Annotated in this window: 23 protein-coding genes; 10 read left to right on the plus strand and 13 right to left on the minus strand. The window is 42.0% G+C overall.

Features of this window, described 5'->3' with window-relative positions:
• Positions 1–729 precede the first annotated feature (729 nt).
• From M472_RS28845 to M472_RS28860, 4 genes are all read left to right on the plus strand, one after another.
• Positions 730–1,320: an RNA polymerase sigma factor gene (locus M472_RS28845; RefSeq protein ID WP_021069332.1), complete on the plus strand. Its 591-nt coding sequence runs from the start codon at positions 730–732 to the stop codon at positions 1,318–1,320.
• A gap of 5 nt (positions 1,321–1,325) precedes the next feature.
• Positions 1,326–2,414 (plus strand): S1C family serine protease, encoded by a 1,089-nt coding sequence (locus tag M472_RS28850; RefSeq protein WP_021069333.1) that lies wholly within the window; start codon positions 1,326–1,328, stop codon positions 2,412–2,414.
• Between the two features lie 368 nt (positions 2,415–2,782).
• Positions 2,783–6,241 (plus strand): SusC/RagA family TonB-linked outer membrane protein, encoded by a 3,459-nt coding sequence (locus M472_RS28855; RefSeq protein WP_021069334.1) that lies wholly within the window; start codon positions 2,783–2,785, stop codon positions 6,239–6,241.
• 8 nt (positions 6,242–6,249) lie between these two features.
• Positions 6,250–7,620 (plus strand): RagB/SusD family nutrient uptake outer membrane protein, encoded by a 1,371-nt coding sequence (locus M472_RS28860; protein WP_021069335.1) that lies wholly within the window; start codon positions 6,250–6,252, stop codon positions 7,618–7,620.
• A gap of 86 nt (positions 7,621–7,706) precedes the next feature.
• Here M472_RS28860 and M472_RS28865 read toward each other — a convergent pair whose 3' ends face one another.
• A complete protein-coding gene (locus M472_RS28865) occupies positions 7,707–8,342 on the minus strand; it encodes a peroxiredoxin (RefSeq protein WP_021069336.1) in 636 nt (211 codons plus the stop codon).
• Positions 8,343–8,488: 146 nt separating this feature from the next.
• Between M472_RS28865 and M472_RS28870 the strand changes: the two genes are divergently transcribed.
• Positions 8,489–9,625: an acyl-CoA dehydrogenase gene (locus tag M472_RS28870; protein ID WP_021069337.1), complete on the plus strand. Its 1,137-nt coding sequence runs from the start codon at positions 8,489–8,491 to the stop codon at positions 9,623–9,625.
• Positions 9,626–9,635: 10 nt separating this feature from the next.
• Here M472_RS28870 and M472_RS28875 read toward each other — a convergent pair whose 3' ends face one another.
• The 3 genes from M472_RS28875 to proB are packed head-to-tail and all read right to left on the minus strand — an operon-like array spanning position 9,636 to position 12,353.
• A complete protein-coding gene (locus M472_RS28875; RefSeq protein WP_021069338.1) occupies positions 9,636–10,022 on the minus strand; it encodes a hypothetical protein in 387 nt (128 codons plus the stop codon).
• A 6-nt stretch (positions 10,023–10,028) separates the two neighbouring features.
• Positions 10,029–11,276, minus strand: coding sequence for a glutamate-5-semialdehyde dehydrogenase (locus M472_RS28880; RefSeq protein ID WP_021069339.1), 1,248 nt, complete (start codon positions 11,274–11,276; stop codon positions 10,029–10,031).
• A gap of 45 nt (positions 11,277–11,321) precedes the next feature.
• A complete protein-coding gene (gene proB / locus M472_RS28885; protein ID WP_021069340.1) occupies positions 11,322–12,353 on the minus strand; it encodes a glutamate 5-kinase in 1,032 nt (343 codons plus the stop codon).
• A gap of 399 nt (positions 12,354–12,752) precedes the next feature.
• On the opposite strand from proB, the gene M472_RS44390 reads away from it, so the two are divergent.
• On the plus strand, positions 12,753–13,184 hold the full coding sequence (locus M472_RS44390; RefSeq protein ID WP_021069341.1) for a hypothetical protein: 432 nt from the start codon (positions 12,753–12,755) through the stop codon (positions 13,182–13,184).
• Positions 13,185–13,209: 25 nt separating this feature from the next.
• Here M472_RS44390 and uvrB read toward each other — a convergent pair whose 3' ends face one another.
• The gene (uvrB, locus tag M472_RS28890; RefSeq protein WP_021069342.1) at positions 13,210–15,240 is read right to left on the minus strand and encodes an excinuclease ABC subunit UvrB; all 2,031 of its coding nucleotides are present in this window, start codon (positions 15,238–15,240) and stop codon (positions 13,210–13,212) included.
• 199 nt (positions 15,241–15,439) lie between these two features.
• Between uvrB and upp the strand changes: the two genes are divergently transcribed.
• The 3 genes from upp to M472_RS28905 all read left to right on the plus strand — a co-directional run bounded on the left by upp (position 15,440) and on the right by M472_RS28905 (position 17,323).
• Entirely contained in the window at positions 15,440–16,087 is a 648-nt protein-coding gene (gene upp / locus M472_RS28895; RefSeq protein WP_021069343.1) for a uracil phosphoribosyltransferase, read from the plus strand.
• Positions 16,088–16,229: 142 nt separating this feature from the next.
• The gene (locus M472_RS28900) at positions 16,230–16,703 is read left to right on the plus strand and encodes a ribonuclease H-like YkuK family protein (RefSeq protein ID WP_021069344.1); all 474 of its coding nucleotides are present in this window, start codon (positions 16,230–16,232) and stop codon (positions 16,701–16,703) included.
• Between the two features lie 71 nt (positions 16,704–16,774).
• Positions 16,775–17,323 carry an AAA family ATPase gene (locus M472_RS28905; RefSeq protein ID WP_021069345.1) on the plus strand — a complete coding sequence of 183 codons (549 nt, stop codon included), beginning with the start codon at positions 16,775–16,777 and terminating at the stop codon, positions 17,321–17,323.
• A gap of 25 nt (positions 17,324–17,348) precedes the next feature.
• On the opposite strand, the gene M472_RS28910 is transcribed toward M472_RS28905, so the two are convergent.
• Positions 17,349–17,963, minus strand: coding sequence for a S24 family peptidase (locus tag M472_RS28910; RefSeq protein WP_021069346.1), 615 nt, complete (start codon positions 17,961–17,963; stop codon positions 17,349–17,351).
• A gap of 385 nt (positions 17,964–18,348) precedes the next feature.
• Here M472_RS28910 and M472_RS28915 point away from each other — a divergent pair, with 385 nt between their 5' ends.
• The gene (locus M472_RS28915; RefSeq protein ID WP_021069347.1) at positions 18,349–18,759 is read left to right on the plus strand and encodes a BrxA/BrxB family bacilliredoxin; all 411 of its coding nucleotides are present in this window, start codon (positions 18,349–18,351) and stop codon (positions 18,757–18,759) included.
• A 76-nt stretch (positions 18,760–18,835) separates the two neighbouring features.
• Here M472_RS28915 and M472_RS44885 read toward each other — a convergent pair whose 3' ends face one another.
• The 7 genes from M472_RS44885 to M472_RS28945 all read right to left on the minus strand — a co-directional run bounded on the left by M472_RS44885 (position 18,836) and on the right by M472_RS28945 (position 25,701).
• Positions 18,836–19,027 carry a hypothetical protein gene (locus M472_RS44885; RefSeq protein WP_022829281.1) on the minus strand — a complete coding sequence of 64 codons (192 nt, stop codon included), beginning with the start codon at positions 19,025–19,027 and terminating at the stop codon, positions 18,836–18,838.
• A gap of 60 nt (positions 19,028–19,087) precedes the next feature.
• Positions 19,088–19,705, minus strand: a complete 618-nt coding sequence (gene prfH / locus M472_RS28920; RefSeq protein ID WP_021069349.1) for a peptide chain release factor H — start codon at positions 19,703–19,705, stop codon at positions 19,088–19,090.
• Between the two features lie 2 nt (positions 19,706–19,707).
• Positions 19,708–21,108, minus strand: a complete 1,401-nt coding sequence (locus tag M472_RS28925) for an RtcB family protein (protein WP_031301454.1) — start codon at positions 21,106–21,108, stop codon at positions 19,708–19,710.
• A 7-nt stretch (positions 21,109–21,115) separates the two neighbouring features.
• On the minus strand, positions 21,116–21,847 hold the full coding sequence (locus M472_RS28930; protein ID WP_021069351.1) for a hypothetical protein: 732 nt from the start codon (positions 21,845–21,847) through the stop codon (positions 21,116–21,118).
• A 949-nt stretch (positions 21,848–22,796) separates the two neighbouring features.
• Positions 22,797–24,476, minus strand: coding sequence for an AlwI family type II restriction endonuclease (locus tag M472_RS28935; RefSeq protein ID WP_022829282.1), 1,680 nt, complete (start codon positions 24,474–24,476; stop codon positions 22,797–22,799).
• An 8-nt stretch (positions 24,477–24,484) separates the two neighbouring features.
• A complete protein-coding gene (locus tag M472_RS28940) occupies positions 24,485–25,393 on the minus strand; it encodes a DNA adenine methylase (RefSeq protein WP_021069353.1) in 909 nt (302 codons plus the stop codon).
• The gene (locus tag M472_RS28945) at positions 25,390–25,701 is read right to left on the minus strand and encodes a helix-turn-helix domain-containing protein (protein ID WP_021069354.1); all 312 of its coding nucleotides are present in this window, start codon (positions 25,699–25,701) and stop codon (positions 25,390–25,392) included. Before M472_RS28945 ends, M472_RS28940 begins: the two co-directional genes overlap by 4 nt.
• Positions 25,702–25,751: the final 50 nt, after the last annotated feature.

Here is a 25,751-nt window from a genome sequence, read left to right on the forward strand (position 1 = left end):
AGTTCAGCTGGTTAGCATATTCCGATTCATCGGAAGAGTCGCCCGCTCGAGTCACGTCCAGACCGCTAAGAAAACAATAAAGGTGTCCATTGTGGATGCCTTTTGTTGTTTATAGCCAAATCCTTAAAAATCCTTCAACAACAATTAAAATACTTAGGCCTGGTAGTTCAGCTGGTTAGCATATTCCGATTCATCGGAAGAGTCGCCCGCTCGAGTCACGTCCAGACCGCTAAGAAAACAATAAAGGTGTCCATTGAGGATGCCTTTTGTTGTTTATAGCCAAATCCTTAAAAATCCTTCAACAACAATTAAAATACTTAGGCCTGGTAGTTCAGCTGGTTAGCATATTCCGATTCATCGGAAGAGTCGCCCGTTCGAGTCCCGTCCAGATCGCTAAGAAAACAATAAAGGTATCCATTGAGGATGCCTTTTTTTGTTTCCCCCCCTCCACCCTATTTCTCTTCAATAAATCTCTTTTTTTACAATAGACAACATACTTAAACAACAAGTTATTCGTTAACAAGTCTATAGCATTTTTTTAAGAGCCTCATTCGTATTTCATCAAAAATACTATTAGGTTTGATTAAGTATTTTTACAAAAGTGCGTATATTCAAGGTCAGAAAGTATCTCAGTCGGAGATTAAACGCTGTAAGAAAGGCAGGAAACTATTTTTCTTTATTAATTTCACAAAGACAAGGGTTACTATTTGAGTTTTAAAGTATTAATAAGTGAGTAAGATAAGACAAATACTTCCCGCAGAAATTTCAGACCAGGAGATTGTCGATGGGGTATCAAAAGGAGATAGCAAAGCTATCAATAAGATCTATAAGATCTATTTTCCTTTGATATCACGAATGATCGTTAACAACAGTGGATCTGAGGATGAAGCGAAAGATATCTTTCAGGAAGCGGTGATGGTATTGTACGATAAGATTACTCAACAAAAATTTGAGTTAAGTAGTAAACTTGGGACTTTTTTATACGCGGTATCCAGGAGACTTTGGCTGAAACAGCTGACACGAAAAGGAAATTCGGCCAACACATCTGATATTTCTGATTTTGAAGATCTCTTAGGTATAGAGGATGATCTGGAGCGACACGAGGAAACGGAGCTGAAGTTTGATCAGATGAACAAGGCGCTATCCCAATTGGGCGAACCTTGCCAGACGCTCCTGAAAGACTTCTATATTACTAACATGTCCATGCAAGACATACGGGACAAATTTGGTTATACCAACACCGACAATGCAAAGACACAAAAGTACAAATGCCTACAACGACTCAAAAAGATATTTTTTAATTCATCTCTTGAAAAGTGAGTAGTATGCAAAGACATGATTTTATCGAGTGGGCCGATCAGTATTTACGAGGCGAACTTGCTGCTGAAGATGCTATAGCATTCGAGAACTTCTGTCAGACAGAGCCCAGCTATGCGGAAGTATTTGAACAGCATCGTTTGTTTGTACAGGACTTGGAAAAGAACGAGACGCGCCATGCATTCCAACAGGCGCTCATCGCAGAAGGAAATGCCTTTGAAGCAACGAAATACCATAAAACAGGTCAAAAGACAACTTCACTATGGAGCAAGCTACAGGTAAATGCTGGAGTCGCGGCAGCAGTGGCCTTGATTTCTGTTTTTTCTACCCTATGGATCACGGGATATTTCGCAAACATCAAAAAAGCAAATACGGACTATAGTGCATTGCGTCGAGAGATGAACTCTGTCAAAAAGAACGTGACCGAACAGAATAAAGCCATACAAAACATTAACAACGACAAAAACAAGAACTCGTCCCCCATACACTTCGGCGCGACTGGCTTCATGCTGACCCGTGACGGATATGTTGTCACTAATTATCACGTGATCAATGGGGCAGACTCTGTACATCTTCAGAGTGTAAAAGGACAAGCCTATAAGGCCCAGATTGTCTACACCGATCCTCAAAAAGATCTTGCAATCTTACACATCGCAGATCCAAGCTTTAAAATTTTGAAGAATATACCCTACACATTCAAAAAACAAAGTTCAGAACTGGGTGAGGATATCTTCACACTGGGATTCCCTAGAGACGAGGCGGTTTATGGACAAGGGTATTTAAGTTCGAATACAGGGTATGCTGGTGACACGATCGCCTACCAAATCTCCATTCCTGTCAATCCTGGAAATAGTGGAGGCCCTGTACTGGACAACCAGGGAAATATCATTGGAATCATATCCGGTAAGCAAAAAGGAATAGATGGTGCAGCATTTGCGATCAAGACGAAAGAACTTGTAGAAACACTCAACAAGATCCCTGCAGACTCCTTAAAAGGCAACATCTTCTTAAATAATAAAAATATGCTATCAACGCTCCCACGAACGGAGCAGATCAAGAAACTGCAAGACTACATCTATATCGTAAAGGTCTTTTAGTCAAATTTGTTTCAATAAATCAAAATCAGGATTATCTCACACAAGGTTATACCTAGGATAGTCCAAATAGTAAAGCAGATGTTCTGAAAAAGGATATCTGCTTTATTTTTTTCCCTTCACCTAAGCACCTTACCGGCAATGCCATAGGTCAAAATACTGTCTTTTCTAAACTGCTCTTTTCTAAAAAAAAGAAATCGTTAAACAACAAATGTGTTTTTAGAGCGTTTATTGTTATAACATGCACTACCATGTAACAAGAATGATATAATAACAGTATGACTACCATATTCGATAACAGCCCTCTTCGCCAGACAGTATTTGCCGGAAATTTTCTATTTCTTTCAGAATCTCTATATAATTTTTAATTTATGATACTTCATATTTATCGCGTATTATTTTTAACATGTACACTCACTATTTTTCACAACGCAACACGAGCAGCAATTCAATCCCACCAGTTCTATACGGAAACGACTAAACTGTCCAAACCTCCATCGCTGTCAAATACAGATTCTTTATCGGTCTCTGGGCAAGTCAAAGACGCCGCAGGGACAGCTTTAGAAGGGGTCGTCATTTCAGAAAAAGGAACAAGCAATACTGTTGTCTCCGATGCAACAGGAACCTTTAAAATAGCTGCCAGCCCTAATGGCATATTGGTTCTATTAAAGTCAGGTTTCCTACGAACAGAAATACATGTCAACAATCAACGCCATATTATGGCAACTCTACCTGTGGAAGAAGAGGCTAAGGCCGATTCTGCTGTAGACAGTACTTCGGTCCCTGTGGAGCACAGCGTAGCCATAAAGACGCCGAATGCGGCTCTTGCAGACTCTGCTAATACAGACAGCACCATTCTTTCCAAAAATACAATAACAGGTCTCGTAAGTGGTCCAGAGGGTCCAATACCAGGAGCATCGGTTTCTGTAGAGGGTACCAAAACAACAGTTCTTACAGACGAAGACGGTCGGTTCAAAATCACTGCGCAGGCCAAAAACAGATTGCGCTTCAGTTATGTAGGTTATAAATCTCTGACCCAAACCGTGGGAGACAGAAAAGACGTACGGGTAGTCTTGGCTACAGAAACCAACACAATTGAATCTGTACAGGTGGTTTCTGTAGGTTATGGCACCATGAAACGAGCTACACTACCTACTGCGGTATCCAGTATTGGAGCCAAGGATATCGAAGACGAAGTTCTCCCCAGCATCACACAAGCCATACAAGGTAAAGCCGGAGGTGTACAGGTCACACAAAAATCGGGTTCGCCCGGCGGCGGTATCAGCATACGCGTACGAGGCACCACGTCTATCAACGCAAGTTCTGATCCGTTGTACGTCGTGGACGGGATTCCTGTCAACAGTACGACCAACTTTACCGGAGGCTCTACCTTTGATTTTGGTGGAGGAACCCAAGGGATCAATGTCCTTGCCTCTATTAACCCTTCAGACGTACAGTCTATCGAAGTTTTAAAAGACGCGGCTTCCTCCTCGATCTACGGCTCGAGAGCAGCCAACGGTGTCGTGTTGATCACGACAAAAAAAGGTACGCCTGGTCACAGTCAGTTTAACTTCAACATGTACGAAGGATTTTCGCAGGTACCCCGCGAACGATATTATGACATGATGAATACCGAGCAATATCAGGACTATATGCGCGACTACTATAGAATCAGGTTAGAACTCGGTATCGACACCAATAAAGCCGACAATCAGATATTTGCAAACCCAGATATAAATACCAATTGGCAGGATGCCGTGTTCAGAACTGCTCCAATGAGAAGTTATGAACTTTCTGCCAATGGTGGAAATGACAAAACAACATATTACACCTCTGTAGGCTACATGAAACAAGGTGGTGTATTGCTCGGATCCGATTTCAATCGATTGAGTGGTCGTATCAATTTAGATCATGCGCACAGTGACAAACTAAGATTTTCGACAGCTATAAATCTAACGCGTGCAGTCAACCAACGTGTACAGGAAGAAAACTCCAAAGAGGGAGCTACTAAAAGTGGAATATTCTCCCCTCCCAATCTGAGTGTATTTGATGAAAAAGGCAATTATGTATATGATCAAGTACGTGCAACGCGGGAGAATCCTGTCGCCATGTTAGAACTGCCTACCAATGAAGCACAGACGTTCAGAATACTGGCCAATGCCAGCGCTGAATACAATATCATCCCTGAATTATTATTAAAAACAAGCTTTGGAACCGATGTAAGCTTTATCGATGAGACCTTCTTTATGCCTCCAAACGGACTGCGCTCGTATGTGAGTCAAGGCGGAATCGGTGCACGCCGGAATACGAGAGATCAGCTATGGATCAACGAGACCACACTAACCTATGACAAGTTGTTTGGTGCACACAGTTTAAATGTTCTAGGCGGTTTTTCTTTCCAGGAATCACGTATCGATTTTGTACATGCCCAACGGTCCAACTTTCCGAGTAATGATATTTCCTACATCACCGCAGGGGGTGTCATCAACGGCGCTAACTCTTATCCAGAGGAATGGGCTATCGCTTCCGGCTTTGCACGGGCTACCTATATCTATAACGACAAGTATATATTCAATGCCAATATACGCTCAGACGGTTCTTCCCGCTTCGGGAAAGACAACCGTTGGGCTGTCTTCCCTTCTTTTGCCGGGGCGTGGCGGATCAAGCAAGAAGATTTCATGCAAGATGTTAGCGTTATTAACGACCTAAAGCTACGGGCCAGTTGGGGTATCACAGGTAACCAAAACATTGGCAACTACGCTAGCCGCTCGATGTATACCGGAGGCAACAATTATATGGGAACACCCGGATTCCTTCCGAATGTACTCGGTGACAACGGTTTAAAATGGGAGACTACCCAGCAATGGAATATCGGTATAGACGCAGGATTCTTTAACGACAGAATCTCTTTATTGGCCGACTACTACCAAAAGAAAACAACAGATCTTCTTATTGGACTTCCTATATTGACCAGTTCGGGCTATGAAACGCGGTTTACCAATTCCGGAGACATTGAAAACAAAGGTTTTGAATTTGAGCTGACCAGCAAGAATCTAGTAGGTGCCTTCAAGTGGTCTACCTCACTCAACATGACTTTCAATAGAAACAAAGTTGTCGCACTACCTCATGGTCTCGACGAAATGCGCGGTGGTGTGGGCGATCTCAATAGAGCAAGGCCAGGTGAGCCATTGGGCGTTTTTTACGGATGGAAAGCGATGGGGGTAAATACCCAAACCGGTATGATCGATTATCTGGGAGTCGATGGCTCTATGGTACTTCCCACAGACTATGCCGACCATGTCATGATAGGTGATCCTAACCCCGACTTTTTTGGAGGCATCAGCAACAGCTTCTCCTATAAAAACTTTGATCTCAGCATCTTGGGACAATTCACCTATGGCAATGACATTTTCAACTATAACCTAGCATCGGGCTTAGAGGGCTTCAACCCGAGTTCGAATCAATTTATAGACCTCGTGGATCGCTGGAAAAATCCGGGAGACGTAACCGATGTACCACGTCCGGCTCCTGGAGATCTAAACAATGGAGCAGTATCGTCTCGATTTGTCGAGGATGGTTCTTTTTTCCGTATACGCAACATCACGCTGGGTTACTCTTTCCCTTCTGCACTGTCCGAAAAGTTGAAAGTAAAAAAACTGCGTTGGTATGCTACGGTACAGAATGCATATGTATTTACCAAATACAGAGGTTATGATCCAGAGGTCAGCTCCAGTCATGGTGGTGCAAATACCGGCCTGATCTATGGCTACGATTATGGCAGCTATCCACAGCCACGCATTTTTACAACAGGCTTTAACTTGACATTTTAAAAACTACTATGAGACAGAATATAATATACCTGCTATTTCTCACGTCGGTGACACTCAGCCTGACGTCCTGCGATAAGTTTCTGGACCGTGCACCTCTAGGACAGATCGGTCAAGACACATACTTTAATTCAGAAACCAACGCTAATTCCGCGCTAATGGGTATGTACCGCAGCATGATGAACTCCTATTCTTACGGACAGTCGACACTTATTGTTCCTGAATTTTCGGCGCAACACGTAAGACACTCGGCACAATACCCTGAGTATGAAAATTTTGCAACACATCAGGTACAGACCATTAACCCCTGGACCTCCAACATGTGGAAAGCACTCTACACCACCATCAATGCGGCCAATCAGATCATCGAAGAAGTCCCCAACATGACCGAAGAGATGATCACAGAACAGAAGAAAAACAGCTTCATCGGCGAGGCTAAGTTTATTCGGGCGTTTAATTATTTCTTCTTGGTAAGGGCTTTTGGACGCATACCGTTAAAAACGACCTACACCAAGGAAAGTAGTGAATTGGATATTCAGCAATCGGAAAAAGAGGAAGTATATACACAGATTATAAAAGATCTGAACGATGCAGCTAATCTGCTGCCCGCAGAAAACACCTATACTGGAGATGCGGCTCGCGGACGTGCATCGCACTGGGCTGCAAAGGCACTTCTGGCCAAGGTATACCTGTATCAGGCAGCCTTTACCAACGATTACAAGGATGCACTTCGTTTGTCAGAAGAAGTTATCCTGTCTAAGAAGTATGGCCTGGCAGCAGACTACGCCAGCATATGGACGATGCAGAACAGCAATGAGGCTATTTTTGAAATACAATTTGATGCACAAGCGACCAACCCCTTAGCTGCCGTAGCCAACGATAATGCCAGTGTTCTATTTTTCGCAAAGGACAGCACACTGTTAGATCTGTATGCCGACGAGGATAAACGTAAATCCTTCGTTATCAAAAAAGGAAGCAAAGGCAACTATTTCATGGGCAAGTTTCCTAACTTTTCTCCAGCGAGTCAAAACGTGACGGCGATTCGCCTTGCAGAGATCTATCTCATCCATGCTGAAGCAAAGGCACGTATCGACAATACCACCAGCCAGTCGGCGTACGAAAGTCTGAAAGCAGTCCAAGAGCGAGCAGGGCATATTGTACCGATCGGTGACTATGCCACTGTAGCGGACTTTATCACAGCCGTGCAAGAAGAAAAAGAAAGAGAACTGTTATTTGAAGGGGAAACCTGGTTCGACTTTTGTCGAACAAAATTGGCACTGCATAAATATAAGAATCTCCAGGACGAGCGGTATTTTCTATACCCTATACCAGCCGCTCAGATCGGTTTGGGAAAAGGGTTAACGCAAAATCCAGGATATTAAAGACAGCGAATCAACCTAAGCAAGAGGGGGATCGAAAAAGCCTTCTGGCAATTTCGTCCCCCTCTTTTATATATAACAGAACTGGCCTACTTATTAGGCTGTGGTGTAACTCTTAAATAGGGTTTGATCTCTGTAAACCCTTTCGGAAACTTCGCTGGAATGTCTTCCGTTTTAATCGCCGGAACTACAATAACATCTTCCCCATCTTTCCAATCCGCAGGCGTTGCCACAGAATATTCAGCAGTAAGCTGTAAGGAGTCTATAACGCGAAGGATCTCGTAAAAATTACGACCAGTAGACGCGGGATAAGTAAGAGTCAATTTGATCTTGCGGTCTGGACCGATAACAAATACAGAGCGTACCGTAAAGGTTGTGGAAGCGTTGGGATGGATCATATCATATAGCCCCGCCACATGACGATCCTCGTCTGCAATAATCGGAAAGTCGACCGTCGTATTTTGGGTCTCATTGATATCTTTAACCCACTCCAGATGGTCCTGTACACCATCGACACTCAAAGCCAATACTTTAACATTTCGTTTTTCGAACTCGGACTTCAACTGTGCCGTACGGCCAAGTTCTGTAGTACATACTGGCGTAAAATCGGAAGGGTGGGAATATAATACCGCCCAGCTACCTTGGATGTAGTCGTAGAAATCGATATCACCTATTGTCGTTTGCGCTTTAAAATTTGGCGCATCATCACCTAGTCTTAAACTCATATGGATAAAATTTAATAACCTATATATTCTACTAATATAGTAGACTTTTAGATAATCACCAAATAATTAAGAATAAATTTTATATTTTTATTATGCATGCATAATAAAAATAATTATATTTGATAGAACCAAATAGACGATACACCATGAATTTCGAGTTATCAGAAGAGCATAGAATGATACGTGATGCGGCCAGGGAATTTGCCGAAGAGCTAAAAAAAGATGTCATCGAGCGGGATGAGAAAGCGCTGTTCCCTACAGACTTCGTAAAAAAAATGGGGGAATTGGGATTTATGGGAATCATGACTTCCGACCAATATGGTGGCGCAGGTATGGACAGCCTTGCTTATGTACTGGCCCTCGAAGAGATAGCCAAGGTAGATGCTTCCACTGCCGTCATCATGTCGGCTCACAATTCACTAGTACTGTGGGGGCTGGAGGCATACGGTAGCGAAGAACAAAAGCAAAAGTATCTCATTCCCCTCGCAAAAGGGGAAAAACTGGGTGCCTTTGCCCTATCCGAGCCAGAGGCGGGTTCAGATGCATCCTCCCAGCACACTATTGCTGCTGACATGGGAGATCATTACCTGCTCAACGGCACAAAAAACTGGATTACCAATGGTGGAAATGCAGATATTTATCTGGTGATCGCACAGACGCATCCCGAACTGGGGCATAAAGGTATTAATGTGCTGATCGTAGAGAAAGGAACAGCTGGCTTTACAATTGGTCCCAAAGAAAACAAATTGGGCATACGGAGCTCGGACACTCATTCTTTGTTATTCACAGATGTCATCGTACCCAAAGAGAATCGTATTGGCGAGGATGGCTTCGGATTCAAGTTTGCCATGATGACACTGGATGGCGGTCGTATCGGTATAGCGGCACAAGCCTTGGGGATTGCTGCCGGAGCGTATGACCTTGCACTAGCATACGCCAAGGAAAGAAAAACTTTTGGCAAGCCGATATCGACACACCAAGCCATACAATTTAAACTGGCCGATATGGAGGTTGAGATTGAAGCTGCACGATTATTGACCCATAAAGCCGCTTGGACCAAAGACCAAGGATTGCCCTATGGCAAAGAGGCCGCCATGGCCAAACTGCATGCTTCAGAAGTAGCCATGAAACATACCGTAGAGGCGGTACAGATACATGGTGGATATGGGTATGTAAAAGAATATCACGTCGAACGACTGATGCGCGATGCCAAAATCACACAGATTTACGAAGGCACCTCAGAAATACAACGCTTGGTAATAGCCCGAGAAGTACTCCGTTAACGCCATAGCGCTAACGGATATTTTTTTCAATCTGATGGAGAAAGCCGTAGTCTTCAAAAGAGAAACTACCGGTCTGTTGCATATGACACTCAAATAGAGCCTTTGCCTTCCGTAGCAATCCATTGTCCTTGTTCATCAATCCATCGTACATCAGGAGCTGCGCCAAAGGACGGATCTGTTCCTGTTCCAGGCTCTTGCTATAGGTTATAAGTTCAGCATCGCTGATACGTACAAAATAGTCTCTTTTTTCGTTAAAGAAATCTTCATAGCCTGCAGCTATATCAACCGGTGCGGAGACCTCTTCTAATCCTTCCCACTTCTCCACCAAAAGCCGGAGAAACTTTCCCATCTCATTTATCCAATTCAGTATGGTGTCTTTTTCGTATCGAATTCCCATGAGCAATTATCTAATTTGTCCGTCGCCAGTGACAAACCATTTTTCTGTCACTAATTTTTCTAAGGCAAAAGGACCACGCGCATGCAGTTTCTGTGTAGAGATACCGATCTCTGCTCCTAAACCAAATTCCCCTCCGTCGGTAAAGCGGGTCGAGGCATTGGAATAAACTGCTGCTGCATCCACAGACCGCATAAATTTCGTAATTTTAATTGAATCTTGCGACACAATACATTCCGAATGTTTGGACGAATAATGGGCAATATGCGTCAGTGCCTCCTCCAAACCGTCCACTTCTTTGATTGAACACTTTAAATCTAAAAATTCACGCCCAAAATCAGCATCGTCTGCACGGTGTATAAAAGGGTAACCTGCGTCTTTAAAAATGTCATATAACTTGTCCGAAGCAAAAACATCAACCGCAGCTTCTGAAAAATATGGTATAAGCTGTTCTATAAACTGCTTATCGATCTTGTCATCTACGAGTACCGTATCCAGGGCATTACATACCGAAGGCCGTGAGATCTTGGCATTCGCAACAATACGAGCTGCTTTGGCCAGGTCGGCACTGGCTTCGACATACGTATGACAGACCCCAGCCCCTGTTTCTATCACAGGTACTTTCGCATGTTGACGTACAAAATCAATCAGCCCCTGCGATCCACGTGGGATAATGATATCCACATAGCGAACAGCTTCCAGCAGCTCATTGACCAAAGCCCGTTCCGTAGGCAATAATTGTACAATATTCGGATCTGTACCACACTCCACCAGCGCCTGCCGTAGGAGACCTACCAAATAACGATTGGTATACCATGCATCACTTCCCCCTCGCAGCAGACATACATTTCCCGATTGTATGCACAATGCAGCAACATCGATCGTAACATTGGGCCTCGACTCATAAATCACCCCCACCACGCCTAGAGCAACCGTCCTTTTTTCGACCAAGAGCCCGTTGTCCAGCTTCTTTGTGCTCAGCAACCGATCAGTAGGATCCGCCAGTCTGCTTATATCCAGCACACTTTGGGCCAGCCCTTCAATCCGTTCCACCGTTAACTTCAGTCGGTCATACTTGGGATCGTCATTCTCCATCCGCTCTAAGTCGAGTTGATTCTGCTGCAAGACCTCATTGCTATGGATCTGCAAGAGCGATGCGATCCGCTCTAATACCCGTTGCTTATCCTGGATTCGCAATTCATTTATAGCTTGTTTAGCAACACGGCTATCAGATAATTGCTGCTGTATAGTGTTCATTTCCTTACTCTTTACTATTTTATACTTAGCGTCTTCTTATTCAACTTACAATAGCACAATATCATCTGCATGTGCCAATGCTATATTTTTCTTGGTATCTGATTTCTTCAAAGCAACGGAATCGATTTTTGCTTTGGCCACAGCCTGCACCACCCCCTCGCGATCTGCAATCTGAAAGACCTCTCCCGCTTCAAATTCTCCCACCACCTCAGCGATACCGACAGCCAATAGGCTTTTCCGCTGCTGAATCGCTTGCAGCGCACCTTGATCTACTTTGACCAGACCTGCGATGAGACTGCCACTGGCCAACCATTTGTTTCGAGAAGAAACCTTCTTCTTCTGCGCCAGACACACCGTTCCGGTCTCACCCGAGATAGCCTTTAAAATACCATCTGGGGTCTGCATACTAAAAATAACAGCTTGTATCCCCATCTGCGTTGCCAATCGGGCAAAGTTTAACTTGGAAGTCATACCTCCTAGGCCAACTGTTGATTTTTCCTTACGGGCCAGAGCGAGGGCATCTTTATCGATGATTTCAATTAAAGGAATGACATTTCCCTTGTCATCCAGCACACCAGGCACCGAAGTACTGAACAAAAGCTGTTCTGCTCCAAAGCCCACAGCGATCAATGTTGCCAACTCATCATTGTCTGAAAATTTCAGTTCTTTATTGCTGACTACATCATTTTCATTGGCTACAGGGATAATATTATTCTTCCACAAGGTCTCATAGGTACTTTTTAACTGTAAAAACTGTTCCCTATTTGAAAAATGGTGGCGTTCACAAAGGCTTTGTGCCAGTGCGATGCGAAAAGGCTTGAAATAAGTTGAATAGATCCGCATCAATAATGGATTTCCTATTGCTGCCGCAGCTTTACGTTGTTCCAATGTCCCCGTATATCTCGGAATAAAACGTCGACCCGCTGCTACAGCACCCGAGGATACCAATACAATATTATAAGTCGATTGGAGAACAGCACATTGACGTGCAATTTCCAATACAATCCGCTCGTCTACTTCTCCATCTGTTGTGATAGATGCAGATCCAAATTTAATAACCAGTACTGGTTTCTTCATCCCAATGATCAATTAAGGTATTTTACTTTTATTATTTTTTCGTGAGGCCCCCAATAATGTGATTGCGTCATCACTTGAGCGGGTGGTTAGCTCCTCCTGATTCAGTTTATTAATTTACTAAAGAATAAACCATTTCATTTGAAAAAGAATAAACTTAGATAATTTTATTTTAAAATACAACAAACAAAATAGAAGCCCTCAACGTTTATCTTTTTATAAAATTCCTTTCAGAGGAGGCTTGAGAATGGATATTCTTTTTTTTACCCGCAAAAAAAGGAACAATTGATCCAATTAATTCAAATTAGGAACATTAATTGCTCTACAAGATAGATTCACGAATCAGAAAGGTTATAGCGCTTAAATAAAGCATCAAATTATTGACACTTAAAAATATCTACTATGAAAACACCTATGTCATTATTATTGCTATTTGTGATCTTTACGAGCAGTTGTCAATCATCAAAAGTTTCATCATCCAATGCTGGAGCTGACTCTTTAGCCGCTGTGGGAGCGGATAAGGACAAACATGGTTGCCTACTGAGTGCAGGTTACACTTGGTCCCAATTACGCAGTGAATGTATACGGCCCTTTGAACAGGGTATCGCACTACACACCTTGAATACCTCCAGCGCCTATCAAACTTCTGCCTATATCTTGGTAGACAGCTCAAAAAATGAAGCCGAAGTATTCATACCTGAAGAACAGAACAGTATAATGCTGAATCAACGTAACGCAACGACTTATACCAATGGCCGGTTTACTTTAGTTCAGGATTCCAACTGTTGGACGCTGAGTCTGAACAAAACCGCCTTATATCAAGAAAAGAAATAACACCAAGAGCGATTTGGATAAAGGTCTATCCAAATCGTTCTTCATAAGACTTTTCTAACGTAAACATTTCATCACGCAGCTTGGCCGCTTCCAGGAAATCCATCTCTTTCGCTGCTTTTTCCATTCTTTTACGAACAGTATCCACTGCTTTCTTGAGATCTTTTTCACTCATGTAAGCTATTAACGGGTCGGCAGCGACCTGTACACCCCCATCCGATTCCACGTAAGGCTTTTGTTCCCCGCCTTTAAAATCGGCAACAGAAGTCTGTTCTAAAATCTCTTCTCTTGTTTTTCCGACGGTACGCGGTGTAATCCCATGTTCAACATTGTAAGCAATTTGCTTATCCCGTCTTCTATTGGTTTCGTCGATTGTCACCCGCATACTGTCGGTCATCTTATCGGCGTACATGATCACACGGCCTTTATCATTACGCGCCGCACGCCCGATAGTCTGTATAAGGGAGCGTTCCGATCGCAGGAAACCTTCTTTATCCGCATCCAGAATAGCTACTAGGGTTACTTCGGGAAGATCTAATCCCTCCCGTAACAAGTTCACACCCACCAATACATCGAACTCCCCTAAGCGCAGTCCACGTAATATTTCCACCCTTTCTAAGGTTTTGACCTCGGAGTGGATATAGCGCACTTTGATATTAAGGCGACTCATATATTTTGTTAATTCCTCTGCCATACGTTTGGTCAACGTAGTAGCTAGGATACGTCCTCCTTCTTTGATTGTTTTGTCCACCTGTTCCAAAAAATCATCTACCTGATTCATAGCCGGTCTGACTTCTATAATTGGATCCAACAATCCTGTAGGACGAATTACCTGCTCGACAACCACGCCCTCGGTTTGCTGTAATTCATAATCCCCGGGAGTCGCCGACACATATATGGTCTGATTCGTAAGCGATTCAAACTCCGGAAAATTCAACGGTCTATTATCTAGTGCTGCCGGGAGCCTAAAACCATGCTCTACGAGTGATATCTTCCGCGAGCGATCACCTCCATACATGGCTCTCAATTGTGGCAATGTCACATGGCTTTCGTCAATGACCAACAAGTAGTCTTCGGGAAAATAATCCAACAGACAGAACGGACGCATTCCGGGCTCCCGACCATCAAAGAAGCGGGAATAGTTCTCTATCCCCGAGCAGTAGCCCAGTTCTCGCATCATTTCCAAATCGTAATTGACCCGCTCCTCTAAACGCTTGGCTTCTAACATTCGTCCCTCTTCTTCAAGTTGGGCTTTACGCTGCACCATTTCTTCCTGTATCGCCCAAATGGATTGCGTAAATTTTTCCTTTGGTGTGACGAATAACGTCGCCGGAAAAAGCGATAAAGCTTCGTGCTTCAACAATGTTTTACCAGTGACCGGGTCTATTTCGCTAAGTTCATCAATCTCGTCGCCAAAGAAGGAAACGCGGTAGGCATTATCCAGGTAGGCGGGGTAAATATCTACAGTATCCCCTTTAACACGAAAAGTACCACGCTTGAATTCCGTCGTAGTCCGCGCATATAATATTTCCACCAATTTGTGCAGAAATGCATTTCTAGAGACTGTCATCCCCACACCAAACCGGAAGATAGATCTCGAGAAATCTTCGGGATTTCCCATACCATAGATACAGGATACCGACGAGACCACAATCACATCTCTACGTCCCGACATTAATGCCGAAGTACTGGCCAGACGTAATTTCTCGATTTCTTCGTTTATGGCCAGATCTTTCTCTATATAGGTATTTGTAGAGGCTATGAATGCTTCCGGTTGATAATAATCGTAATAAGACACGAAATAGTTGACCGAGTTATCCGGAAAGAACTGCTTGAACTCACCGTACAACTGTGCTGCCAGCGTCTTATTATGACTCAGTATCAAGGTCGGCTTTTGGGTTTCTTGAATAACGTTCGCAACGGTAAATGTTTTACCAGAACCCGTAACGCCCAGCAGTGTTTGATAGGGATCGCCCTCGTTTACACCCTGGACTAATTCCTTTATGGCTTGTGGCTGGTCTCCGGTAGGATAATATTCTGACGTAAGTTGAAATTTCATAGTGCTCCTTCTTATGTAAAAATACCAAATTCAGGAACGTTTTCACAGACAAAGCTGATTATTATGACGCAAAAGAAACTAAACAGCCTTTTTTTCAAGGTAATGTGTCATTTCAAAGCCTCCATAGCTTCTAGAACTGCACAGCATACCGCACAATCCTAAAAGTTTTTTTGTAATTTGGTGACCAAATACCATAACGATGATTCACATACTGACAAAAGAAAATAGCATTGCCAACCATTTCATTTCGGAGCTTAGGGATAAGGAAATCCAAAAAGACAGCATGCGCTTCCGAAGAAATATCGAAAGACTTGGCGAAGTAATGGCTTATGAGATCAGTAAAACATTTACGTATTCGCCAAAGGAAATCGAGACACCCCTTGGCATCGCAGAAATGCATATGCTGACAGAGCAACCGGTCCTGATTACCTTGATTCGCGCAGGACTCCCTTACCATCAAGGCTTTCTGAACATTTTTGACCGCGCAGAGTCTGGATTTATTGCGGCCTATAGGCACACCAAGAAAAGCGGTGAATTCGAAATCCACCGTAAATATGAGAACACTCCCAATCTGGATGAACGTATCGTGATCATATCGGACCCTATGCTCGCAACAGGCAAAAGCCTGGTACTTTGTTGCAGAGAACTCTTGAGCGAGTATAACATCAAAGAAATGCATATTGCAGCGATCATAGCGAGTCAAGAAGGCCTAGATCATGTCAGGGCATTTGTACCGGAGGCACAAATATGGGTTGGAGATGTTGACAATGAACTGACTAGCAAATCGTATATTGTACCTGGTCTTGGAGATGCTGGAGATCTAGCCTATGGCGCAAAAGAGCACTAAAAAAGTTAGAAATTCACAGGTATACTATTTCACCTCTGACTATACAACTTGACAACAATATAACTTCATAACTTAAATACAACACACACTTAACAGATAATGAACACGATAACACTATATTCAAACAACAAAAACATATCTTATGGAATGGCAAAAATACAATGGCGAGCGGCTTCGCCTCCCGATTATGGATGCTGTTGAAGCGGCAATTCTTAGAGAGAACCAACAAGGAAACAAACTCAAGGTTTTCATTGGCACGGATTCTCAAGTAAAACGTGGAACGGCGGAATTCGCTACCGTAGTCGTCTTTCTACGAGAACATAAAGGAGGTTTTATGTTCATCCACAAAGACCGAAAGGCCCACAACATGAGCATCAAAGAACGCATGCTCCTAGAAGTACAAAAATCCATAGAAACGGCCTACCACCTCTGTCCCATCTTAGATCGGTATGCAATCGATCTCGAGGTACACGCCGACATCAATACCAATCCAAACTTCGAATCCAATATTGCACTCAAAGAGGCCATGGGCTATATCTTAGGAATGGGATTTGTATTCAAAGCGAAGCCAGAGTCTTTTGCAAGCACCAATTGTGCGAATAAAATTGTACAATAGGAACCTCGAAGACAACGAAGCGCGTACATAGCTGCGCATAACTCCAAAAAAATGCTTAATATTGTTCCTCCATGAACAATATCGAGGATTCTTTACTAAAAATTGCTGTCGTTGGACCTGAGTCAACAGGCAAATCTACCATGGCTCAATACCTTTCGAAAGCCTTAGATAGTTCTTATGTACCCGAGTATGCGCGATACTATTGTAAAGATCTGCAAAACCAGTACACCCTACAGGATGAAACCAATATGTTCTATGGACAAATCGCCTTAGAAGAAGCAATCTGCTCACAACTAAAAAATAACCTTATCATCTGCGATACGACCATCATGACGGTAAAGATATGGTGTGACTACCTATTTAACCACACGCCCACACCGGTATTGACGGAGATAGCGCAGCGGAAATACGACCTGTACTTGCTGATGGATATTGATCTTCCCTGGGAGAATGACCCCTTAAGAGATTTTCCCGAAGAACGCGCTCATTTCATGAAAGTTTGGAAAAAAGAATTGGACAATATACAGGCAAACTACCAGGTTATCTCAGGACAGGGACCGCAAAGGTTAGAAAACGGGCTGAAAGCCACACAGGCTTTTATCGACGCTATAACGTCGTAACGATATAACTCTGTACCTTCATTACCTACATCGAGATCATGGAAAGAACACCTTTGACTTTATAAACGGCTTTGACCTGTGCCTTTTCCAAGACAAGATCATCAAAATCCGCCACATTTTTTGCTACTAACCGCCAACTCTTATCATCTAGACCACGGATAAAACGTACGATATTTATTTTCTCAGAAATGATCATGTAAATATCACCAAAAACTATAGCGTCTTTGTCCACCTGCTTAACAAACACCATACTTCCGTGCTCTATCTCCGGACTCATAGAATCCCCTTGATGGACAAATGCGAAATCACTACCGGAAAGAATTGGAATTTCCAATTCATCAACAACAGACATCTGTGAAAGGTCGATATTGAATTCATCTAGGCTGGTATTATACAACGGGATTTTGGGAGAGCTTTCGCGTGCTTTCAGCATGGGACCTTCTCCGGTAAGCAACCAAGCTTCATTGACCTCTGGAAATCGGGTGACTATAATTCCTGCAAGATTCTTACTGATATCATAGTTTCCTTTTTTTATCTGATACAATCGTTCCGCTCTACTTAGACCAATCTCTCTTGAAAAAGAATTGACATTAAACCCCAAATATTGTATCACTTGATCCAAACGTCCCCAGTTAGACATATATAATTCTTATAAACAGTATTTAAAAAAACATCAAACTTTTGTCCGTAATTTTAGGCACCAACAAAAGTTCCCCTCAACGTGCTACTACACGATAATATAATAAAGCTTTACCACTCATAAGGCTTTGCTTTATCTCCACAGATAATCAAATATTAGGCCAAATTAACAAAACCTATTTTCAATAACAAAAACAGGCCATCAATCTACGGTAAAAAAAAGCAGAATCCAAATATAATGCTTCTCACAATCTGACATTATCTTGAGGATAAAGTCTTGTAGAGTGTATTATAATAGCTTATATTTGTATGTATACAGTGCGTGTTCTTTTGTTAGCGAACACAGGTGTACTAGTTTTTGATTTGTAATTTAATTTTATATACCCATGTATCCAGAATATTTAGTGGCCCCGATGCGCCAAGAATTGGTAGACGCAGGTTTTCAGGAATTGAAAACAGTAGAAGAGGTTGATGCTGCAATACCTGCAGAAGGTACTGTATTCGTTGTCGTCAACTCTGTATGCGGCTGTGCTGCGGCTAACGCCCGTCCGGCAGCCAAAGCAGCTGTAAAAAACGAAAAACATCCGACTAAATTAGTAACGGTATTTGCTGGTATGGAAAAAGAAGCGGTGGACAAAGCACGTGAATACATGCTTCCGTTCCCTCCATCCTCTCCTGCCATGGCACTTTTCAAAGATGGTAAGTTGGTTCATATGATCGAAAGACACATGATTGAAGGCAGACCTGCCCAAATGATTGCCGACAATCTTGTAGCAGCATTCGAAGAGTACTGTTAAACGCGTATTTTATTTTGATTTTTTAATACTAAAAGGTTCCGCTGTTTCAGCGGAACCTTTTTTATTTGCATCTTCACTACCGGTTATTACCTTTTCCACGCTTGTGTTTTTGTTGCCCAGGGGCATATTCTTTAGCAGACTTATCACCATGCACCTTCTTGGCTTGTCCAGGAGGAACATGCCCATGAGGGTGCTTATTGACATAACAAGAACTGACACAAAAAGCGATCAGTACTGCTAATACTACACTTATTTTTATCTTCATCATATGTTTACATTTTCTACGACACAGCATGGCAAATATCAGACCAACACATGTGCTCGTATTTTAAAACAAGTCCTGCTTGATGGTCTTTACGGCGTTTCCTCGTTCCAGCTCATTATGTGCCTGCCATTGGTCCTGTTGTTGCTCCAACAACTGCTCTGTCTGCCAGACCAACACCTTTGCTTCCAACCTAGCCAGGCAGGCTTTCTTGTTTTCCAACTGCGATCTTGAATCCATTGCGACCACCTGTATTCCGGAAGGCAGGTGTTTTGCACGGACGGCAGTCTCCACTTTATTGACATTCTGCCCACCGGGGCCAGCTGAACGACAGGTATCGATTTTCACATCTTTTACATTCCAGTGCAGCAGGTCCTTGACATCGAAAGCAGCTATCCCTATAAACCAATTCTTACGTTTGTAATACTTGCGATAAGGGCTCTGTGCTACCCACTGTACGGTACCTATCCACTCCTGCAAAAATGCATCTAAACTATGACCTGTCACCATCATCGCAGCAGACAGTAGCAATCCTCTGCGCTGTCCTACTTTATTTTCGAGCACCTCCATTTGAATTCCTTTTCTTTTGGCCTGTTTAAGCATCATACCCTGGACTTTGGCCACAACCCGACAGCATTCCAGCGGCCCCCTCCCTGAGGTAATTTGTACAATCTTCTTCTCCATCCTTAATCCTTGTGCATTCTTACAATACGCGGATAGAACTTTCCTTGTACATCGACCAGCTCTTTTTGCGCGGCCATTACCAGATCGATGTCTTTATAGGCTAAAGGGTTTTCTTCGACAGTACCCCCGATTAAATCTACTCCGGACTTCGACAGGAGTTTTTTCATCGTCGAGGAGGTCATACTGTCTTTTGCTTTTTTTCTACTCATCGCACGACCTGCACCATGCGATGCCGAATATAGGGCATCCTTATTTCCTTTGCCTGACACCAGGTATGCAGGTGCTGTCATACTGCCTGGTATAATACCCAACTCACCAATACCTGCAGGAGTCGCTCCCTTACGATGTAGAATTACTTCTTTACCATCTTCTAAGGTTTCTTTCCACGCAAAATTGTGATGATTATCCACCATACAGATTGACTTTAACCCCAATGCTTTTAACAAGTTGGTGTGTATACGATCGTGACAGGCCTTGGCATAATCACCTGCCAAGGTCATGCTGATCCAGTACTCCTGTCCAGCTTCGGTATCCATATCGAGCCAAGCCAGCTGCTGCGCATGCCGTGGCAATTTACAGCGGTCCATTGCTATTTTCGTATAATGCATGGCAATAGCAGCCCCCAGTCCACGACTCCCCGAATGTGTCAACAATGCCACATACTTCTTGGCTGGCAGTCCTAAAGTGTTATCACTAAATAACTCGATCTCTCCAAACTCCACAAAATGATTCCCTTTACCGGAGGTTCCCAGCTGCCGCACAGCCTTCCCTTTCAAAGGTTTCAGAAAAGCTATCTCATCGAATATTGAACTTTCCAAGACCTCATGCTCCTGTCGAATATCCAATCCCCCTTCCATTCCAAAATGAGTGTTATTTTTTAATGCCTGCTTGATCTGATAGGCATAGCGTTTTATAAACCCCTCGCTTTCATCAATAATAGAAAGCGCCATCCGACAGCCAATATCCATACCGACTGCATAGGGAATCACCGCGTTCTCTGTCGCCAACACACCACCTATAGGCAACCCGTAGCCCATATGTGCATCAGGCATCAGTGCGCCCTGTACACTGACAGGCAGCAGTCTCGCCAATTCCATCTGCCTTTTAGCAGACTGTTCGATTTCTTTGCCGCCATATATCTTCACAGGCACGGGTTCATCTACCAAATTGTGTACCGTATAAGTCGCTCCTTGGACACGCCCTATTATTCTTTCGGCTATTTTATTCGTTTGTTCATTCGCCAGATAAGCCTCTGGGTTATTTTTAATAGCTACTAACAAGTCCAACAATTGTTGCTTGCTGTAGTGCTTAAAACTTTTGGACACGGTATTAATGACCAAGCTTCGTAGCTGATCATTAAGGTATCCTATTTTACTTAAATCTTTTGTTCTTAAATTTCCCATATGGGTTTTATACATCTAACGCTAGATAGGCCTCTTTGGGACTATATCTAGGTATATTTTTAATTCTATTAATATATCTAATGCGCTCGCCTGACCACCGCTTCCAACTGTACCCAGCGCCATGCGTCAATGTATTGATACGCGGTCCCAGGTTGTGATTAGTAAGATGATCTTCTATGTAGGCCAACTCTCTTTCGATAGCTATATCGAGCACCTGTACGTGGGTAATCATATGGGGCGCAATTTTCAATCTATAACGCCAAGGCTCTGAAAACACATAGTTGATAACCTGGCATTTTGTTTCTACATGATAGGTTTCAATACAGGTAAAGCATGCCTTTTCCTCCTCTGTAAGCTCCAAGCGATTGATATCCCAACTGTAAGCAGATATCTCCTGCAGCATTTGCAATCTGGAGGTATACTGGCACCGTCTTTTACGTCGCTTTCTTTGTTTAAAAGTTTTATCGTAATGATATTCAACCGTATTGATCTTGTTAAGCAAAGCCTCATAAAACAATGCCTTTGCATCATATTTCAAATCTTCGCGGAGTACAAAAAAGCGCTTCCATCCCCGCTGATAAGGATACCTTAAAGGTTCCAGAGGTAGCAATCGCCGCTGTTTCCAAAGATCTAACCGTCTCTTTTCCAATCGCATCAGCTTTTTATCACGATCCGTCTTAACGAGTCGCTTTTTCTGACGTGCCGTTTTCGTCGGGCACAACCATTCTTGTGTGTCCATCACACTTTCAATTTATTTTTATTGAATTTTATTGTTGATTTCGATTCGTCCTTAGTAAGGATATACCCTTTCAAAAAGCGCTCAGAAAAAGCCCATAAAAGTTTGGAGGCAGGCAAACACGGTGCAAACAACTCGCACGTCTATTAAATTATAAGAAAAAAATAATTTGACTGCCTTTTTAGGCAATAAGCGAAAGGGGCGATATGTAGAATTGTTCTGTCATGATTCCTTGATGTTTTAAAAGATTAATAAATCAAGAATTGCCCGCAAACATAGGAAATTATTTCAATTCCTACAAAAAAATAAAAAAGGAATCTCCTCCGGATCGAACCATGGTTCTTATCAGCCACCCCCTGAACGAAAAAAGCCCTAACTTTCGTTAGAGCTTTTTTTGTCGGGGTGGCAGGATTGCTTCAGCCCCACAACCTCCAACACATCCATGAATCTCCTCCGGATCGAACCACGGCTCTTATCAGCCAACCCCCTAAACGAAAAAAGCCCTAACTTTCGTTAGAGCTTTTTTTGTCGGGGTGGCAGGAAGATTCCTAACCTCCGCAAATATCTTTAAATCAATCGGTTGAAAATCCTTTTGAAGAACCGCTCACCTTTTTGCTCACATATAGTTTGCTCGGTGATTGGTGTAAAGATAAAGGTTTCAGCCAACAAAAGGAAACAATCGGCTACAAATTACACATCAGCCTTTCACCGTAAACAGCCAAAGCGAGAACGGCGCAGGGCAAAGAGCGGTGGGGTTTCGCAAGCCACTAATGAGCGTGGGGAAAACACTTGGCTTCATTCTGGCGTTATCATGGCGTTATTGACGTTATTTTGTCTTTAGTATAAAGACGCAACGACTACATAATTTATCCAACATATTTCCGACACATTCCGTTATCGGACATTTCGGAGACCTAACGCCCAATTATCTGTCATTTCGTTCAACTAAGTTTTATTCATTTAACCAGTTCAATGCTTCTTTAGTTATGCCATTATACCAATCTTGTTCGTTATCGGTTGAATTTGCCAACTCGTTGGAACGTTCAAAAAATTGCTGAACGTGTTTAGGTTCGGGAACATAACTTGCTTTGTGAGAATCTTCAAGCATCTTGATAAAGATATTAAGCGGTAAGGGAACAATAGTTGACTTTCCCCCATAATAACTAATATTCATTTTATGTAAAGCATAAAAATGAGCCACACACGCTTCATTGATATTAGGTGCAATGAAAAGGCAGTAAGCGGGTTTGTTCGTTTCTTTCTTAACTTTAGCAAGATGTCGAGTAACAGGTTCTCCCTCGGTTTCATATTGCCTTTGTCCGCTTTGCATAGTTACTTCAACGGTTAACCCAAAATCATCGTAATCACAAACAATGTCAGCCATATTCCCTTGTGCTGTTGACATGGGATTACCAAAATCATCAAATTTCAAATTTGCTTTTATACTTCCTCCATCTAACATCGTCATCGCTCTCCAAGTATTCCATTCAAGCATCAATGGAGTATCATAAAGGGAGTTGTCAAGTATTTGCTCAAATGTTGAGTTTATCTCATCAAATAAGTGGTAATCTTTAATTGCTGTTACTTGGTCTGTTAGGATTTGTTCTTTTCTACGTTCTATTTCATCAGCAAAAATATCTTTAAGTTCTTGTAATGTAGCTGTTTTAGGTATCGTAATATGCGGAAATTCAGAGCTAATTTTTTGTTCAAGCAATTCTCTATTGTCTGAAAGCAAAGTAGGAGTTTCGGCATTTCCCAGATAATCCACATATCGTTTTTCATTGTCTATAAAACACGGCTCCCTATCGGTATTTTGTAAAAAGTAATCTACTTCTTGGATTTTCTCTGGAACAATTGATATTGATTTGCCTATATGTGAAATATTTACTAGCCCTGTGGCTCGTAAATATCGAAAACAAGCATCTGCATAATCCCGCATATTGCTTGCTTTTGTTTTCAGAAATTTCGTGACAGAGGCATCATTTGTTTCTCTTGTTTTTGTGTTCCCTGCAATAATATCTTCTGCATAAATGTCTCGTAATTCTTTATCCAAATATTCAGCACGAAATTTTTTATAGTTACCCTCATGCTGTGCTTTAGATACTCTGAAATCATCAATTTTTTTAACAATCTCATCAAATTCTCTATAATCAACCAATTGTAAACCGAAAATCATCAGCTCATCAAATTTTAATGAACCAAAATGACGGATTAAACGAAATAATTCAAGATAGGGTTTAACCCAAAATTCTGCCGAATTTGCGGATGGTCTATGGTAAGGCGAAGGAACTTGGAATTTAAGAAGTTGTCGTAAAAAAATTTCTTCTTTACGTTTTGAGTTCACCAACTCAAATCCCGCAGGAGTTAAACTGATAGTTGGGGAGAGAATAACAAACCCAAGTGCTTTTGGTGCTCGGTTTATTCTATCTCTTGCACTAAATGCAGGGTCATTAGCCCCCTCACCGTTGAAAAAGTTTTCCTCTTTCAACAATTCCATAAATGCCCTTTGTGTGTCGTTATCCCATTTCTGTCCTGAAAAATGAGCATTCAACAACTCAATTTCAGGTATCATTTTAGACGGAGTTCGTGGAGATGTAGTAACGAAAATTACTTTACTGTCAATTCTTGCCATAAAAAATCTTAGAGTACCAGCTCTTTTTCAAATTCTAATTCGGGAAAATGCCTTTTGGCTTCATTGCCGTAGTTTGAAATCAATATGTGCGAAGCAGATGCCTTAAACCTGTTTCTTATATTTACTGCATACGATTTACCATATTCATGCACTATCATATCTCCATATAACTTTTCAGTTAAAGGGGTTCTTCCGATAACCATTAATGCTTTACATTTCAATCTTTTATAGTTGTTTGCTAATTCTATATGGTTTCTTTCATTGAAACCATCTTTATGCTCTGCATTTCCATAGTCTGAAAATACGCAATCATAAGGTGGGTCTAAAAACATAAAATCGTTTTCTTCTGCCATTTCAAAAATCTGCTTATAATCAGAATTATAAATCTCTGCATTAGCAAGCAAATCACTATGATTCTTTGTCACTAATGAAGTATTCAGGTTAGCATATCTTCCATAGGGAACATTAAATTCGCCTTTAGCATTATATCTTATCATCCCCGAATAAGCCGTTTTATTGATAAAAAAATATAATAGGGCATCAGAGTATCTCTTTTCTGCTAAATCATTGAACATATCCCTTATTTGATAATAAAGTGTCTCGTTGTCATCTTCTACTCTTTCAGAGGGTCTTTGGGATTTTAACTCTTCAAATCTCTTACGATTGGTTTTATAAGTTTTTTCAATTTCTGAAAGTTCTCTTCGCAAATTGTCAAAATCAGATTTTACGCCATTATAAAAAGCCATCAATTTGGAATTGATATCATTAATGATAGCTTTTTTAGGTTCTAAATAAAAAAACAAAGCACCACCTCCAAAGAATGGTTCAATATACCTACCACTAAAATCAGGGATATGCTTTTCTATTTGTGGGATTTCTTTTGATTTTCCACCCCTATATTTGACTAATGGTTTCATTGCTTTGCTTTTTTACGTTTGTAATTAACAATACTTTCTGCTACAACATCCAGTATTTTTGTAGCCTCGTCCTCATCAACAATAAGGTCATAAACTTTATCTGCTGACCATAACCTCAAAAGTTCTTTTGAGTCTATTTGTAATGTCTCGGCAAGTACCATAATTTGTTCACGTCTTGCACGTCTGTCGCCTTTTTCGATTTTACAGTAGGTTGCAGTATCAATTTCTAAAACAGAAGCCAACTGTCTTTGCGTAATTTGCTTCTCTTCCCGTAATGACTTTAGTTTTTCACCAATTATAGTTGACATAATTTAGTCTTGACATTATTTGGCAAATATATAATAATATTTTTAGCAAA

The sequence above is a fragment of the Sphingobacterium paucimobilis HER1398 genome (assembly GCF_000416985.1).
Taxonomy (GTDB): domain Bacteria; phylum Bacteroidota; class Bacteroidia; order Sphingobacteriales; family Sphingobacteriaceae; genus Sphingobacterium; species Sphingobacterium paucimobilis.

What these genes read in the sequence shown, in the direction of transcription:
- M472_RS28850 (WP_021069333.1), top strand. Translation starts at nt 1,326, where the DNA reads ATGCAAAGACATGATTTTATCGAGTGGGCCGATCAGTATTTACGAGGC.
- M472_RS28855 (WP_021069334.1), top strand. Translation starts at nt 2,783, where the DNA reads ATGATACTTCATATTTATCGCGTATTATTTTTAACATGTACACTCACT.
- M472_RS28860 (WP_021069335.1), top strand. Translation starts at nt 6,250, where the DNA reads ATGAGACAGAATATAATATACCTGCTATTTCTCACGTCGGTGACACTC.
- M472_RS28865 (WP_021069336.1), bottom strand. Translation starts at nt 8,342, where the DNA reads ATGAGTTTAAGACTAGGTGATGATGCGCCAAATTTTAAAGCGCAAACG.
- M472_RS28870 (WP_021069337.1), top strand. Translation starts at nt 8,489, where the DNA reads ATGAATTTCGAGTTATCAGAAGAGCATAGAATGATACGTGATGCGGCC.
- M472_RS28875 (WP_021069338.1), bottom strand. Translation starts at nt 10,022, where the DNA reads ATGGGAATTCGATACGAAAAAGACACCATACTGAATTGGATAAATGAG.
- M472_RS28880 (WP_021069339.1), bottom strand. Translation starts at nt 11,276, where the DNA reads ATGAACACTATACAGCAGCAATTATCTGATAGCCGTGTTGCTAAACAA.
- proB (WP_021069340.1), bottom strand. Translation starts at nt 12,353, where the DNA reads ATGAAGAAACCAGTACTGGTTATTAAATTTGGATCTGCATCTATCACA.
- M472_RS44390 (WP_021069341.1), top strand. Translation starts at nt 12,753, where the DNA reads ATGAAAACACCTATGTCATTATTATTGCTATTTGTGATCTTTACGAGC.
- uvrB (WP_021069342.1), bottom strand. Translation starts at nt 15,240, where the DNA reads ATGAAATTTCAACTTACGTCAGAATATTATCCTACCGGAGACCAGCCA.
- upp (WP_021069343.1), top strand. Translation starts at nt 15,440, where the DNA reads ATGATTCACATACTGACAAAAGAAAATAGCATTGCCAACCATTTCATT.
- M472_RS28900 (WP_021069344.1), top strand. Translation starts at nt 16,230, where the DNA reads ATGGAATGGCAAAAATACAATGGCGAGCGGCTTCGCCTCCCGATTATG.
- M472_RS28905 (WP_021069345.1), top strand. Translation starts at nt 16,775, where the DNA reads ATGAACAATATCGAGGATTCTTTACTAAAAATTGCTGTCGTTGGACCT.
- M472_RS28910 (WP_021069346.1), bottom strand. Translation starts at nt 17,963, where the DNA reads ATGTCTAACTGGGGACGTTTGGATCAAGTGATACAATATTTGGGGTTT.
- M472_RS28915 (WP_021069347.1), top strand. Translation starts at nt 18,349, where the DNA reads ATGTATCCAGAATATTTAGTGGCCCCGATGCGCCAAGAATTGGTAGAC.
- M472_RS44885 (WP_022829281.1), bottom strand. Translation starts at nt 19,027, where the DNA reads ATGATGAAGATAAAAATAAGTGTAGTATTAGCAGTACTGATCGCTTTT.
- prfH (WP_021069349.1), bottom strand. Translation starts at nt 19,705, where the DNA reads ATGGAGAAGAAGATTGTACAAATTACCTCAGGGAGGGGGCCGCTGGAA.
- M472_RS28925 (WP_031301454.1), bottom strand. Translation starts at nt 21,108, where the DNA reads ATGGGAAATTTAAGAACAAAAGATTTAAGTAAAATAGGATACCTTAAT.
- M472_RS28930 (WP_021069351.1), bottom strand. Translation starts at nt 21,847, where the DNA reads ATGGACACACAAGAATGGTTGTGCCCGACGAAAACGGCACGTCAGAAA.
- M472_RS28935 (WP_022829282.1), bottom strand. Translation starts at nt 24,476, where the DNA reads ATGGCAAGAATTGACAGTAAAGTAATTTTCGTTACTACATCTCCACGA.
- M472_RS28940 (WP_021069353.1), bottom strand. Translation starts at nt 25,393, where the DNA reads ATGAAACCATTAGTCAAATATAGGGGTGGAAAATCAAAAGAAATCCCA.
- M472_RS28945 (WP_021069354.1), bottom strand. Translation starts at nt 25,701, where the DNA reads ATGTCAACTATAATTGGTGAAAAACTAAAGTCATTACGGGAAGAGAAG.